This is a genomic window from Maricaulis maris, from assembly GCF_036322705.1.
Classification (GTDB): domain Bacteria; phylum Pseudomonadota; class Alphaproteobacteria; order Caulobacterales; family Maricaulaceae; genus Maricaulis; species Maricaulis maris_B.
The window spans coordinates 3050715-3064934 of record NZ_AP027270.1; the positions used below are offsets into that span (position 1 = coordinate 3050715).

Annotated in this window: 15 protein-coding genes; 6 read left to right on the forward strand and 9 right to left on the reverse strand. The window is 63.6% G+C overall.

Annotation, left to right across the window (positions count from 1 at the left end):
- Window positions 1-415: 415 nt before the first annotated feature.
- Together nth and AAA969_RS14600 are read right to left on the reverse strand one after the other, a co-directional pair.
- On the reverse strand, window positions 416-1135 hold the full coding sequence (gene nth, locus AAA969_RS14595; protein WP_338247015.1) for an endonuclease III: 720 nt from the start codon (window positions 1133-1135) through the stop codon (window positions 416-418).
- A gap of 38 nt (window positions 1136-1173) precedes the next feature.
- Complete coding sequence (locus AAA969_RS14600; RefSeq protein WP_338247017.1) at window positions 1174-1797, reverse strand: LysE family translocator; 624 nt, start codon at window positions 1795-1797, stop codon at window positions 1174-1176.
- A gap of 87 nt (window positions 1798-1884) precedes the next feature.
- Here AAA969_RS14600 and AAA969_RS14605 point away from each other — a divergent pair, with 87 nt between their 5' ends.
- From AAA969_RS14605 to AAA969_RS14620, 4 genes are read left to right on the forward strand one after another with little or no spacing between them, the layout of a single operon-like run.
- Window positions 1885-2448, forward strand: a complete 564-nt coding sequence (locus AAA969_RS14605) for a DUF2244 domain-containing protein (protein WP_338247018.1) — start codon at window positions 1885-1887, stop codon at window positions 2446-2448.
- A 10-nt stretch (window positions 2449-2458) separates the two neighbouring features.
- Window positions 2459-3307, forward strand: coding sequence for a bifunctional helix-turn-helix domain-containing protein/methylated-DNA--[protein]-cysteine S-methyltransferase (locus AAA969_RS14610; protein ID WP_338247020.1), 849 nt, complete (start codon window positions 2459-2461; stop codon window positions 3305-3307).
- A 9-nt stretch (window positions 3308-3316) separates the two neighbouring features.
- Window positions 3317-3883 (forward strand): hypothetical protein, encoded by a 567-nt coding sequence (locus tag AAA969_RS14615; protein WP_338247022.1) that lies wholly within the window; start codon window positions 3317-3319, stop codon window positions 3881-3883.
- A gap of 22 nt (window positions 3884-3905) precedes the next feature.
- Complete coding sequence (locus AAA969_RS14620) at window positions 3906-4364, forward strand: VOC family protein (RefSeq protein WP_338247024.1); 459 nt, start codon at window positions 3906-3908, stop codon at window positions 4362-4364.
- A gap of 10 nt (window positions 4365-4374) precedes the next feature.
- On the opposite strand, the gene AAA969_RS14625 is transcribed toward AAA969_RS14620, so the two are convergent.
- The 6 genes from AAA969_RS14625 to dnaK all read right to left on the reverse strand — a co-directional run bounded on the left by AAA969_RS14625 (window position 4375) and on the right by dnaK (window position 11191).
- Window positions 4375-5049: a helix-turn-helix transcriptional regulator gene (locus tag AAA969_RS14625; RefSeq protein WP_338247025.1), complete on the reverse strand. Its 675-nt coding sequence runs from the start codon at window positions 5047-5049 to the stop codon at window positions 4375-4377.
- A 136-nt stretch (window positions 5050-5185) separates the two neighbouring features.
- On the reverse strand, window positions 5186-6010 hold the full coding sequence (gene dapB / locus AAA969_RS14630; RefSeq protein ID WP_338247027.1) for a 4-hydroxy-tetrahydrodipicolinate reductase: 825 nt from the start codon (window positions 6008-6010) through the stop codon (window positions 5186-5188).
- On the reverse strand, window positions 6007-7083 hold the full coding sequence (locus AAA969_RS14635) for a hypothetical protein (protein ID WP_338247029.1): 1077 nt from the start codon (window positions 7081-7083) through the stop codon (window positions 6007-6009). The genes dapB and AAA969_RS14635 overlap by 4 nt, the downstream gene beginning before the upstream one ends.
- 86 nt (window positions 7084-7169) lie before the next feature.
- On the reverse strand, window positions 7170-8357 hold the full coding sequence (gene dnaJ, locus AAA969_RS14640) for a molecular chaperone DnaJ (protein ID WP_338247031.1): 1188 nt from the start codon (window positions 8355-8357) through the stop codon (window positions 7170-7172).
- Window positions 8357-9223, reverse strand: a complete 867-nt coding sequence (locus AAA969_RS14645; RefSeq protein ID WP_338247032.1) for an FkbM family methyltransferase — start codon at window positions 9221-9223, stop codon at window positions 8357-8359. The genes dnaJ and AAA969_RS14645 overlap by 1 nt, the downstream gene beginning before the upstream one ends.
- A gap of 57 nt (window positions 9224-9280) precedes the next feature.
- Window positions 9281-11191 (reverse strand): molecular chaperone DnaK, encoded by a 1911-nt coding sequence (dnaK, locus tag AAA969_RS14650; protein ID WP_338247034.1) that lies wholly within the window; start codon window positions 11189-11191, stop codon window positions 9281-9283.
- Window positions 11192-11537: 346 nt separating this feature from the next.
- On the opposite strand from dnaK, the gene AAA969_RS14655 reads away from it, so the two are divergent.
- Window positions 11538-12176 (forward strand): alpha-ketoglutarate-dependent dioxygenase AlkB, encoded by a 639-nt coding sequence (locus AAA969_RS14655; protein ID WP_338247037.1) that lies wholly within the window; start codon window positions 11538-11540, stop codon window positions 12174-12176.
- A gap of 149 nt (window positions 12177-12325) precedes the next feature.
- Window positions 12326-12673 (forward strand): YMGG-like glycine zipper-containing protein, encoded by a 348-nt coding sequence (locus AAA969_RS14660; RefSeq protein ID WP_338247038.1) that lies wholly within the window; start codon window positions 12326-12328, stop codon window positions 12671-12673.
- A gap of 18 nt (window positions 12674-12691) precedes the next feature.
- Here the strand turns inward: AAA969_RS14660 and AAA969_RS14665 are convergent, their stop codons facing one another.
- Window positions 12692-14212, reverse strand: coding sequence for an FMN-binding glutamate synthase family protein (locus AAA969_RS14665; protein ID WP_425325062.1), 1521 nt, complete (start codon window positions 14210-14212; stop codon window positions 12692-12694).
- Between the last annotated feature and the right edge of the window lie 8 nt (window positions 14213-14220).

Here is a 14220-nt window from a genome sequence, read left to right on the forward strand (position 1 = left end):
CCCATCACCCGGACACTCTCCCAAGGGAGAGGGAAAGCGCCGCGCTCCACAAAACTTATCCGCACCTCGTCCGGCCCACGCGATACTCACTGCGGTTTTCGGGACGGGAGGCGCGAGCTCAGTCACTTGTGCCCGGAAGCGTGCGGAGCCTGTCCGCGTACGGGGGTGACATCCCGATACTCCGGCAGGGCGTGCGACATGGTCGCGGGGCACTAAACGACCGACCCCATCTACCGGTCGCATTGGAATCGGGGGCGAGAGCGTCCGGGAAAACTCCGCGTGCGGGATGCTTGTCGAAGCTACCCTTATCAATCCAGCGCTTTATCGGCTCCGGCCGGCATCCCGCTCCCTCCTCTGCCCAGACCGCCAGGCGCCAAGCGTCGTGGCGATCTCGGTGCGTGGGTTCGGGCCTGGGTCAGGTTCCCTTGGGAGCCGGGGTCTTGTCCTTGAATTGGCAGATATCCTCGACCGGGCAGCGCCAGCATTCCGGCTTTCTCGCCTTGCAAAGATAGCGGCCATGCAGGATCAGCCAGTGATGCGCGCCCTGGCGAAACTCGTCGGGCATGATCTTTTCGAGCCGCAGCTCGACTGCCAGCGGGTCTTTGCCGGGGGCGAGTTTCGTCCGGTTGGAGACCCGGAAGATATGCGTGTCGACGGCAATGGTGGGGACACCGAAGGCCTCGTTCATGACCACATTGGCGGTCTTCCGGCCAACCCCGGGCAGGGCTTCGAGGGCGGCCTGGTCGGCCGGGACCTCGCCGCCATGGCGGTCGATCAGGATCTGCGACAGCGCGATTACATTCTTGGCCTTGGTCCGGAACAGCCCGATCGTCTTCACCCGGTCGCGGACATGATCCTCGCCCAGAGCGACCATTTTCTCCGGCGTGTCGGCTTCCTCGAACAGAAGGCGGGTGGCCTTGTTGACGCCGACATCAGTCGCCTGGGCCGACAGGGCGACGGCGACCAGAAGTGTGTAGGGATTGGTGTAATCGAGTTCGGTGCGTGGATCCGGACGGTCCTGCGCGAGGCGGGCCATCAGGTCATGCGCCTGCTCGCGATTGAGGCCGCGTGGCTGGCGCTTGGCGCGCTTTTTCGGTTTGGCGGCACTTTTTTGGTTGTCAGGCTTGGTCGGCATCAAGGCGTCTCGCGGTCGGATCAGGCAGGGGCGGCGTCTCAGGAAGGTGTCGTATCAAGGAACAGCCAAATCGCGATCATGGCCAGTAGCAGGGCCAGTCCGCGCCGGAACCAGAGCGTCCGCTGGGGGCTGGAGAGCCAGCCGGCGGCGCGGGCGGCGAGGATGACGATGACCACATGGATCAGCGTCGCGATCCCGACCGAGATGGCGGTCAGGCCGATCGCTTGGGGCAGGGCCGGCAGGTCCTGCTGGATGTAGTCGGGCAGCACAATGAGGTAGAAGAGACCGGCTTTCGGATTGAGCAGGTTGATCACCAGCCCGTCGCGGAAATGTCGTCGCAAAGTGCCATCGAGCCGCGCCGTCGAGCTTTCCCCGGCGCTCTGCCACCCCTCGAAGGCCAGCCAGAGCAGGAAGAGCGTGCCGCCATAGCGCAGCACCTCGAACAGCCAGGGTGTGCGGGCGATCAGGGCGGAAAAGCCGAGCGCGGCGAGCAGGCCGAGCAGGGCGAGACCGGTCATCACGCCGAGCACGGCGGCAAAGCCGGCGCGGCGGCCGCGATCGGCGCTGAGCACCGCCAGCCAGGCCATGTTCGGGCCGGGCGTCAGCTCGATCACGAAGACCGTCAAGGCAAAGGCCAGAAGCGGGGCGAGGGAGGCGGACATGTCTCATCGAGTAGGCAGAATCCGGGTCCGCGTCACCTGGTAATTCGACGCATGGCAAAAGCGGGCCGGCGTCCTATCTTGTCGCCCATGAGCATGATCGTCGAATCCTGGCCCGCCGAGGCCGTCGCGCCGGCCCGCCATGACGGGCCGGTCTTCATGGAGGCCGAGCTGGCGCCGAACCGGTCGCTGGCCAATCCGGCCTTCATCGCCTTGATGCTGGCGATCAGCGCCATCTCCTTCACGGCCGGCCTGTTCTACCTGACTATCGGCGCCTGGCCGGTCCTGCCCTTCTTCGGGCTCGACGTGTTTCTGGTCTGGCTGGCCTTCAAGATCTCCTACCGGGATGGCCGGGCGCGAGAGTTTGTCCGGGTCGATGGCCGCGACATCGAAGTTGTCCGCCTGCATCCGACCGGCCACCGACGTCGCTACCGCCTGCCGACCGCCTGGGTAAAGTTGCGCCTGATCGACCCGGACGCCCATCACGCCCAGGTCGCCCTCGTGGCCCATGGCAAGGCGCTGGTGCTGGGCCATTTCCTCAGCCCGCCAGAGCGCGGCGAATTTGCCGCCGCGCTGGGAACGGCGATCGATGCCGCACGCAGCGCCATGCGCAGACCGCAAGAACCGGGTGGAGTGGAAACGGCAGGCGCGTAAACTCCCCACCATGACAGCCGATCTCTACACACTCGACGCCTCTTCGCGGGATTATGACCGGATCGCCAGCGCGCTGGCCTATCTCGGTGACAATTGGCGCGATCATCCCGATCTCGATCGCGCGGCGAAGGCAGCGGGCCTGTCGCCGCACCATTTCCAGCGTGTGTTCACGCGCTGGGTCGGGGTCTCGCCGAAGAAATTCGTCGGTGCGCTAGCCCATGATGCGGCCCGGGAAGCCCTCGACGAAGGGGCCTGCGTTCTCGACGCCGCCTTCGAGGCCGGCCTGTCGGGCCCGGGACGGCTGCACGATCTCTTCATTGCCCACGAAGCGGTGACACCCGGCGATGCGAAACGTCGCGGGGCCGGGTTGAGTTTCGTCTGGGGCGTTGCGCCCTCGCCCTTCGGCGACGCGATCCTGCTGATTGCGCCGCGTGGCCTGTCGGCCATGGCTTTCGCCGACCCGGACGTGGACAGCGGTTTTGCCGACCTGGCGGCGCGCTATCCGGCAGCCGATTACACCCGCGACGATGCCATCGCGCGGTCCTGGTCCGAACGCATTTTCACGCCAACCGATCGGGAACAACTGCCCCTCGCACTCTACGGCAGTCCGTGGCAGCGCCAGGTCTGGCGGGCGCTTCTGACCATCCCGCCCGGCGACACCACGACCTACAAGGCGATTGCTGAACAGGTCAGCGCCCCGAAGGCCTCGCGGGCGGTCGGGGCGGCGGTCGGGGCCAACCCTGTCTCCTGGCTCATCCCCTGTCACCGTGTGCTGGCGAGCAATGGCAAGCTGACCGGTTATCACTGGGGTGTGGAACGCAAGCGCGCCATGCTCGCCTACGAGGCTGCGAGGCGCTAGATTGAGGCAATGAGCAATCCCTTCCTTTACGCGGCCGCGGCCGCCCTGATTGCCGCAGCGGCCTTCTTTCTGGTCTGGCTGGCCTCCCGCCGATCCCTGATGGAAGACGCCCGCGCGGAGTATCGCGAACGCTGCGAGACCAAGCCGGGAACGGTCCGCGGTGTCGATGAACAGGTGTTCGAGCGCCTTTATGTCTCGGCCCATGAGCCACGTGGCGCGCTCTACATCGCCGCAGCCCTGCTGCTGGCCGTTGCCATCACGCCGCTCGCCGGTGTCGGGCTGATCGCGCTCTGGCCCTATATCGTCATGACGCTGGATGGCGGCCCCTGGTACGATGTCGGCTATTATCCGTGGATGTTCTACATGTTCTTCGGCCTGTGCGGATGCTGGGCGCTGGCCGGTGCGTTTGTTGCCCGCATCCACCATGCCCGCACGCCGGAAAGCTTCCACCCGGCCCTGGCCCGTGCCCGCGGCGAACCACTCGACGATGTTGTCATTCCGCGCAAACGCCCCAAATGGGCTGTGAAGGCCCGCCCGGACCCGGCTCCGGACAGTGCGGCCACGCCGGACAGCTGAGCGAAGCAATCAGGGGAATTTCATGCGTTACCTGCACACCATGGTCCGCGTCTCGGACCTCGAGGCGAGCCTCAAATTCTACTGTGACGGCCTCGGCCTGACCGAAATCAGCCGCTATGACAGCGAGCAGGGCCGGTTCAGCCTGATTTTCCTCGCCACGCCGGAAGACGTTGCCGCGGCCGGGTATGAAGGCGGCAAGATCCCGGAAGGCCTGCCTTGTGTCGAGCTGACCCATAACTGGGACCCGGAAGAGTATCAGGGCGGCCGCAATTTTGGCCACCTCGCCTACCGGATGGACAATGTCTATGAGGCCTGCCAGCGCCTGATGGATATGGGCGTGACCATCAACCGTCCGCCTCGCGATGGCCACATGGCCTTCGTGCGCTCACCCGACGGGATTTCGGTCGAACTCCTCCAGCGCGGCGACAACCTGCCGCCGCAGGAGCCCTGGGCCTCGATGGAGAATACAGGGAGCTGGTAGGCCGACAGGCTCAGCCCGCCCGCCGCATGTCCTCATAGCGTTTGCCGGGCTCGTCCTCGAAGCTTTCCGCCAGCACCGTCAGGCGTTCGACGCGGTCGGTGCGGAAATGGCGGAAGTCGTTTCGCAATTCGCACCAGGCCGAGAGCAGCCAGACCCGTCCGAAACAGGTCAGCGCCAGCGGGCGAATGACGCGTTCTGTCGTATCGTCGGCAAGCGACTGGTAGCGCACGCGCAGTTTGCGCTTGCCGGCTATGGCATTGCGGACGGGTCCGAAGGCCTCGGGACGAACCGTCTCGTCGAGGAAGGCAGCGAACAGCGGTACATTGCGCAGGCGCTGGCGGTGACCCTCCGGCAGGGCATGTTCGATCTTGGCCAAAGCTTCATTGGCAGCCGAGGCCAGATTCTTGTCGCCGGTCGCCTTGACCAGCCGTGCGCCAAGCGCGAGGGCATCAAGCTGTTCGAACGAGAAGGTAAGCGGTGGCAGGTCAAAGCCGGGTCGCAGCACATAGCCGACACCAGCCTCGCCATCGATGGGCGCTCCGGCTCCGATCAGATGGGCAATATCGCGATAGATTGTTCGCTCGGAGACCTCGAAACGATGTCCCATATCATGGGCGGTAACAGCGCCAGGCGCAGCTTCCCGCAGGGCTTGGACAATCCGGATCAGACGTTCGGCGCGGCGCACTGACACCTCCTGCAAAAACGATCTGGCGGGATGATGTCAGGGTTCGTGCAGGGCGGCAAGTTGCCGTGTTTCACGTGCAACATGGCATGAGGGTGACAGGCATTGTCGGGGGTGTGTCAGTCGGTGGACGCCTGGATTAGTCCGTCACCACATTCTGCATCGAATAGGCTCCGGCCGGCCGGCCTGTGCCGCCATTGGTCATCCAGCGCGCCGCTGCCAGCGCACCGCGGGCGAAGATGGAGCGGTCCAGCGCTCGGTGAGAAATCGTGATTTCCTCGAGCTCAGAAAGGAAGCGGATCGCGTGCTCGCCGACCACGGCACCGCCGCGGCTGACGGCAAAACCGATCGAGCCGGACTGGCGCGGTCCGGTCATGCCTTCCCGGCTCCAGGTGGCGATATCCTCAAGGGTTTCGCCCCGCGTTTCAGCCGCAGCCCGGGCCAGCATCAGCGCCGTTCCCGAGGGAGCGTCGGCCTTGCGCTTGTGGTGGGTTTCGTGGATCTCGATATCCCAATCGGCGGCTGGCAGGCGCGCCGCCTCGCGCACCAAGGCTTCGGTCACGGCCACGCCGAGGGAGAAATTGCCGGCCATCAGGATCGGCAGCCGTGTCGCGCTCGCCGTCATCAGGGCCGCTTGCTTGCGATTGAAACCGGTTACGCCGGTCACCATCGCCGGGCCACCGAGGCTGGCCAGCCGCTCGGCCGCGGCAACGGTCATCGTGGGCAGGCTGGCATCGATCACGATATCGGCGTCATGAACGGCCTGCTCAAGGGCGATTTCGGCCCGGCAGCCGATCGGATCACCGCCAAGCCAGGCGCCGATATCCTCACCGACGGCCGGTGAATCCGCACGCACAACGGCGCCGGCAAGGGTGAAGTCGGGATGGTCGAGAAGGGCGCGGCAGATCGCGCTGCCCAAGCGGCCGGTCGGTCCGAGTACGGCGGTACGAATGGGAGCGGTCAAACCGGTCCTCCAGTCACAAGTTGATCGGCCACCTTCTCGAAGATGTAAGAGGCGACAATCGGCAAGACAGGCAGAAGGATATAGAGCGAGAAGCGCGTGGCCAGTCCGCCCGACAGCGGCCATTCGGAACGATTGGCGACCCAGATTTCATAATCGGTCAGACCGGCCAGCGCAGCAGACGCGCTGTCATCGCCAGCCAGGGCCCGCTCGCGAACAAGGGCCATTTCCTCATGGATTCGTTCCAGCTCGGCCGATTTGGCTGCACAGATCTTGCGATGAACCGGATTGAGCGTGCTGGTCAGGATGAACACCCCGCCGACCGCCGTCGCGAGAATGGTCGGGATGGCGATCCAGAGCTGATCCGGACTGAGCATGAACAAGAGGAGGATCGCCGACATGAGCAACCATGACCGCGCGGCCCGGATGCCGATCCGTCCGAATACGGTCAGCCGGTCGAGGTGGAACAGGTCGATCACCAGATGATCAGCAACCAGCGCCTTGATCTCGCGACTGCGCCGCGAGACATCCATACCGGCCCGAAATCCGGTTCCGAACAGGGGTGGCGATATGATCAGGAACCAGAGCCCGACAGAGTCGAGATACCCCATGAGGGTTTGCCCATCCGAGTACATCAGCCAGAAATTGAAGGCGATGCCGAAGATGAAGCCGATCCAGAACAGCCGGTGATACCGGGCGCGCCAGGCGATCGGGATGCCCTTGGCCAGATTTCTTGCCGTGTCTGCGCTCGGTTCCGGCAGGGCCGCAATCAGGGCATCGACCTCGGGTTCCCAGCGGTCCTTGCCACTTCCCTCAAAAGCGATCGCTGTCGTCAGTAGCAGCGACAGGACAAAGGCGATCCAGTTGACCTGGTGACTGACCCATACCCCGTCAGCATTGAGATAGATGAAGGGAGGGGACTGGGTCAGCTGGGCAATAAGGATATAGAGCCCGTAGATCAGCCCGAAGATTACCAGGCTGGTTCCGATACTGCCCAGTGGTGAGCGCTGAAAGAGTGTGTATTCCAGACTTTCGAAACGGTCTTCCGGCCCGTCGGGCTGATCGATATGGGTCACGCGCAGCCCCTCTGAGTGCCAGTCGACATCCTGACAGAACTCTAGTCTGCCTCCTCAGGGCATGTCACGTCATGTGTGGAGCCGGATCAGCCGGCGTTGGGCCGACCGTCATCCGTCGTGACGTCATCCCAGAACTGTTTGACCTTGTTGAAGAAGCCGGCGCTGTCCGGGTTGCAGTTGTCACCCGACAGTTCGCAGAATTCGCGCAGAAGTTCTTTCTGGCGTTCGCTGAGATTGCGCGGGGTCTCGACGAAGAGCTCGACGATCATGTCACCACGAGGGCCGCCGCGCAGTCGGGGCATGCCCTTGCCGCGCATCCGCATGCGTTTGCCGGTCTGTGCGCCTTCGGCGATCTTCATCTCCGCCTTGCCGCCTTCAATGGTCGGGACCTGGATCGAGCATCCCATGGCCGCCTGGACCATTGAAGCCGGCGTCCGGCAATAGAGATTGGGTCCGTCGCGTTCGAAAATCTCGTGCGCCCGCACCGAAATGAAGATGTAGAGGTCGCCGCGCGGTCCGCCTCGGGCGCCGGCTTCGCCTTCACCGGCGAGACGGATCCGGGTGCCGTCTTCGACACCGGCGGGAATTGTAACGTTCAACGTGCGGGTCTTGCGCACGCGACCGACGCCGTCGCAGTCCTGGCACGGGGTCTTCACATACTGGCCGCGACCGCCGCATTGCGGGCAGGTCTGCTCCATGGTGAAGAAGCCTTGGGATCGGCGGATACGCCCGGCCCCTTGGCAGGTCCCGCAAGTCTCCAGGTCGGTTCCCGGTTCATTGCCTTGTCCGTCGCAGCGTTCGCAGTGCATGGCGGTCGGGACCTGGATTGTCTCGTCCTTGCCGTTGAAGGCATCCTCCAGCGAGATCTCCATGTCGAAACGGAGATCAGCACCGCGCGCCGGACCGGACCGGGCGCGGCCCCCACGGCGCCCCCCCATGCCGCCACCCATATTGAAGGCGTCGCCAAAGACCTGTTCGAAAATGTCGGCAAAATCAGCTGCCCCAGCGCCAGCGCCAAAGGGTCCCTGGCCGCCGCCCATGCCACCCTGCTCGAAGGCGGCATGGCCCATGCGGTCATAGGCGGCGCGTTTGTCAGGGTCTGACAGGACCGAATACGCCTCGCCGACTTCCTTGAACTGGGCCTCGGCCTCGGCATCGCCCGGATTGCGGTCCGGGTGGAATTTCATCGCCTGTTTGCGATAGGCGGTCTTGAGTGTTTTCTCGTCCGCGGTCTTCTCGACACCGAGGATCTCGTAAAAATCACGCTTGCTCATTACTGGTCACCTGGCGGCAGGACGAGAACCGCGTTCTGCCGCATTTGCTGGGCCACCTCGTAGCCGTGTTCAAGACAGAGACCGGCGGCGCCATCAGTGATGGCGGCTTCATGCCGCGTCTCGAGGAGAATCATGGTCGGCCAGAGAGATCGCGGTGAGTCCGCGAAGAAGCCGTTAAGGACGGGCTCCTCGAAGCCCTCAATATCCATTTTCATGACGTCGACGCGATTCACACCGGCTTCGGCCAGCGCCGATTTCAGCGGACGCAGGCGGATCGTGTCACCGGTTTCGCTGCCGCTGGCCACATGGACCTCGCCGCGATTGGTTGAAGACTGAACCATGGCACCCTCGCCCTCCTCAGCGCCGAGCGCATAGGGCAAAACTGTCACAGCGGTAGCCTTGGACACCCCGAGATTGAATTCGAGCCTGCGCCGGTTCTCGATGTCAGGCTCGATTGCAATCGCCTTGACCGGACGTTTCTGGGCGGCTCCATCGGCCAGCACAGACAGTGTATAAAGACCGGCATTGGCGCCGGCATCGACGAAGACGAAGGTTTCGCCGGCCGGTTTGGATGCCATCGCCAGGCGGATGGCCCGACGCTCGGCGCTGTCCCAACTCTTCGATCCCGCAAAGACGCGTTTCTCGCAGCGATTGTCCCGCAGGTGGACCCGCGCGTACTGGCCGGGGAAGACCTCGATGTCGGCGATCTCGCGACCACCCGACATCAGGGCCCGGCGCACAACGGATTCCGCCCCGCGACGCAGCGCATCGCCCGGCATGGCCGATGGCAATCGACGAAAGTGCTCTGCCAGAGGCGAAAGCGAGAACGCTCCGAACGGAGCAGTCAGGGGATCGGGACGGGTCATCGCGGGGCTCAGGGCTGAGCCGGGAGAGCCTGGAGCTCTCCCGGCAAAAACCGGACCTTACGCGTCTTTTTTCTTGTCGTCGTCGACTTCGGAGAATTCCGCGTCGACCACGTCATCATCGCCTTCAGCGTCAGCCTTGGCATCGCCTTCAGCGGCTTCGGTCTGCTGGGCCGCATACATGGCTTCACCCAGCTTCATCGCCGCTTGGACAAGCGCCTGGGTCTTCTGCTGAATGGCTTCAAGGTCCTCGCCATCCTTGACCTCTTTCAGCTCGTTCAGGGCGGCCTCGATGGCATCCTTGTCCGCGCCCGGCACCTTGTCGCCGAACTCTTCGAGCTGCTTTTCGGTCTGGTGGACCATCGCTTCGGCGCCATTGCGGGCCTCGACGAGTTCCTTCTTCTTCTTGTCGGCGTCGGCATTGGCCTCGGCGTCCTTGACCATCTGTTCGATGTCATCGTCCGACAGACCGCCGGACGCCTGGATACGGATGACCTGCTCCTTGCCGGTCGCCTTGTCCTTGGCAGACACGTTGACGATGCCGTTGGCGTCGATGTCGAAGGTGACCTCGATCTGCGGCAGGCCCCGCGGTGCCGGCGGAATGCCGACCAGGTCGAACTGGCCGAGCAGCTTGTTGTCGGCAGCCATCTCGCGTTCGCCCTGTGACACGCGGATGGTCACCGCCGTCTGGTTGTCGTCCGCGGTCGAGAAGGTCTGCGACTTCTTGGTCGGGATCGTCGTATTGCGATCGATCAGGCGGGTGAAGACACCGCCCAGCGTCTCGATGCCCAGCGAAAGCGGGGTCACGTCGAGCAGCAGAACGTCTTTCACATCACCCTGGAGAACGCCGGCCTGGATGGCTGCACCCATGGCGACGACTTCATCCGGGTTCACACCCTTGTGCGGATCCTTTCCGAAGAAGCCTTTCACGGCTTCCTGGACCTTGGGCATGCGGGTCATGCCGCCGACGAGAACGATGTCGTCAATGTCGGACGGGCTGAGACCGGCATCCTTGAGCGCCTTCTTGCAGGGCTCGAGCGTGCGCTTGACCAGATCCTCGACCAGGGCTTCCAGCTTGGCGCGGGACAGCTTGATGTTGAGGTGTTTCGGGCCCGACGCGTCGGCCGTGATGAAGGGCAGGTTCACTTCATAGGAGGTGGCCGAAGACAGTTCCTTCTTGGCCTTCTCGGCTTCTTCCTTCAGGCGCTGGAGAGCCAGCTTGTCGGTCTTGAGGTCGATGCCGTTTTCTTTTTTGAACTCGTCCGCGAGGTATTGGACGATGCGCATGTCGAAGTCTTCACCGCCGAGGAAGGTGTCACCATTGGTCGCCTTCACCTCGAACACGCCGTCGCCGATTTCCAGCACGGACACGTCGAAGGTACCGCCGCCGAGGTCGAACACGGCGATGGTCTTGTTCTCACCCTTGTCGAGGCCGTAGGCGAGCGCTGCCGCAGTCGGCTCGTTGATGATGCGCAGGACTTCCAGGCCGGCGATCTTGCCGGCATCCTTGGTGGCCTGGCGCTGGGCGTCGTCGAAATAGGCCGGAACGGTGATCACGGCTTTCTCGACCTTCTCGCCGAGATAGCTTTCCGCCGTTTCCTTCATCTTCTGGAGGGTGAAGGCCGAGATTTCGGACGGGGAGTACTTCTTGTCGCGACCCTGGACCCACGCGTCATTGCTGTCCGAGGGGACGATCTTGTAGGGCACCATGTCGATGTCCTTCTTGACCGTCGGGTCGTCCATCATGCGGCCGATCAGGCGCTTGATGGCAAAGAAGGTGAAGTCCGGGTTGGTGACGGCCTGGCGTTTCGCCGGCTGGCCGATCAGGCGCTCGCCATCCTCGGTGAAGGCAACAACGGACGGTGTGGTCCGTACACCTTCGGAATTCTCGATGACCTTTGCCTGGCCGTTTTCCATGACTGCCACACAGGAATTGGTCGTACCCAGGTCGATGCCGATGACCTTGCTCATTGATCGTCTCTCCGTTTTTTTCCAAGCGGGACAGGCCCGGCGAATGCACGGCCTCCAGAAGAAGCACCTTGCACCCCGATGACCGTCCCCTTCGGGATCGTCATTGATGATACCGGTGTGCCGACACCGGCTTTGGTTCAATCCACAGGGTCAAACCCTGCGCTTGAGGGCGATTTAGGGAGGCGCGACGGGGAGCGCAAGGCCTGTCTCAGGCGTATCGCATGTGCGCCATACGTATTTGATATGATTCAGGCGGTGTGGGGTGCCGGGCATTCGCTTGATTGGTTTGCAGACGGATCGCACGGATCGGCTGGTCAGCACGGACCGGTCGCCCCATCTTGTGGCCATGAGCGATGTTTTTTCGATGCCCGAGGGCTTTCGTCTCCTGCCCGGCCGCCTGTCCCGGACTGAGCAGGCCGGATTGATCGACGCGGTGGTCTCAGCGCGGCAGGCGGCTCCCTTCTGGCGGCCGACCATGCCGCGGACCGGACAGCCTCTCTCGGTGACCATGACCAACTTCGGATCGCTGGGCTGGGTGACCGACAAGGAAAAAGGGTATCGCTACGAGCCGCTCCACCCGGAGACGGGCGAGCCCTGGCCCGCAATGCCGCCGCTGCTCAGCGAGCTCTGGCAGGAGCTGGCTGACTATCCGGCCGCGGCTGAAGCCTGCCTGGTCAACTGGTATGCGCCCGGCTGCAAAATGGGGATGCATATCGACTGGGACGAGGAGGCGACAGATGCCGCCGTGATCTCGATCTCGCTCGGCGACAAGGCGCGGTTTCGAATTGGCGGACCAAAGCGGGGCGGCAAAACCGCGTCGATGGTGGTGTCCTCCGGCGATGTGATCGTGCTCGGTGGCGCGGCGCGGCGCTGCTACCACGGGGTTGACCGTATCTATCCCGGAACCTCGACTTTGCTTGATGACGAACGGTTCCCGGGAGGTGGCCGGATCAATTTGACCATGCGTCGGGTCAGGCTGCCCTAGGCGATCTTTCTTGAAGGCCGGCGGAACTTGATTGCCGGATTGCAATGCGGGCGCCATGTCCGGAACATGACCTGTGTGTCATCTTGCAATCATTCGCCCGAACGGCCCTCGGGGTCTGTCCGTGGTGAATTTGCATGGAGGTTTTCATCATGAAAACCCTGCTCCTTGTCTCCGCCATCGCAGTTTTTGGTCTCACCGCCTGTAGCGCGACGACCCGCAACGCCGCTGCCGGTGGCGCGATCGGTGCTGCGGCTGGCGCAGTCATCGGCAATAATACCGGCTCCGGTGATGCCCAGACAGGTGCGATTATCGGCGGTGTCGTCGGTGCGGCTGCCGGGGCCTATACCGGCTGCCGCGAAGACGGTGGCTGTCGCTGGACCGGCAATGATAATAGCCAGTCCGAGCTCTACTATGACAATCGCGCGGGTCGCGAATACTATGTCAACAGCCGGGACGGCTGCACCTATTGGCGAAATGGTGATCGCCGCAGCTGCTAGGTCCGGAGCGCCGGGTGATCAGGCCTGCCCTTGTGTCTCGCCCAGGTTTCCCTCGTCATCCGGCATGAAGTTCATCGCGGTCATGGGGAGGGAGCGGCCATTGGCCTGAACGATCCGGACATGCTTGCGGCCAAGCCGTCGGGGTTCCGGAACGCCGCAGGAATGGGCGATCATCTCGACCTGTTTGCGGATGGTCCTTGCATATTCGGCAACCCGCTCGGCCTTGTCCTTCACGACGAGGCCGCGCTGCAGGGATTTCTTGTGCGTCGTGACCCCGGTCGGACAGGTGTTCTTGTGGCATTTGAGGGCCTGGATGCAGCCCAGTGAGAACATGAAACCGCGGCCGCACTGGATGAAGTCAGCACCGGCGGCAAGGGCCCAGGCGACGGCGCCCGGAATAAGCAGCTTGCCCGAGGCCACGACCCGGATCCGCCCCTTGAGCCCGTAGCGTTCGAGAATACTCACCACGATTGGCAGGCTCTCCCGGATTGTCAGGCCGACATTGTCCATCAGGGCCATTGGCGCGGCTCCGGTACCGCCATCTCCGCTGTCGATGGTGAAGAAGTCCGGCGCGCTCTCGGGGCCGCGTTTGGTGATTTCAAGGCAAAGCTCCTCGATCCATCCATAGGCACCGATAACGGCCTTGCAGCCGACCGGCTTGCCGGTGACCTCGCGGATGTGGGCGACCATGTCGAGCAGACCGCCGATATCATCGAATTCCGGGTGACGGTTCGGGGAAATCGAGGCCTGACCGACCGGAATGCCGCGAATGGCCGCGATTTCCCTGGTCACTTTCTCGGCTGGCAGGATCCCACCCTTGCCGGGCTTGGCCCCCTGCGAGAGCTTGAGTTCGAACATGCGAACCTGTTCGTGGGCGGCCAGCTGGCGGAGCTTTTCATCGGACAGCCCGCCTTCGTCATTGCGGACACCGTATTTGGCCGTGCCGATCTGGAAGACGATGTCGCATCCGCCCTCGAGGTGCATCGGCGATAGTCCACCCTCGCCGGTATTCATCCAGATGCCGGCCTTGGCAGCGCCCCGCGACAGGGCGCGCACGGCCGGTTTGGACAGGGCGCCATAGCTCATGCCGGAAATATTGAAGAAAGACGGCGCGTCGTAGGGGGTTCGGGCATGCGGACCGATCCGCATGACTTCGCTGTCGGCCGCGTGGTCATCCAGCAACGGAAAGGGGCAGTTCACGAAAATCGCCGTGCCCGGCTTGTCCATCGGTTTGGTGGACCCGAACGGGATCGTGTCACCCTTGCCCTCTGAAGAGCGGTAGACCCAGTCACGCTCGGCCCGGTTGAACGGCAATTCCTCGCGGTCCATCGCGAAGAAATACTGTCGGAAGAATTCCCCCAGCGTGGAGAAGAGCGAGCGGAAACGGCCGAATAGCGGGTAATTGCGGCGAATGGCATCGCGGGTCTGGGCCATATCGGCCGCAACCAGGAACAGGCTGATGAGAACGGCCAGTCCGACAGCCAGTATGAAGACCTGCGTGAGGATGCTCATCGCATCCATCGCCCATCCCGGTAACATCGTCATAG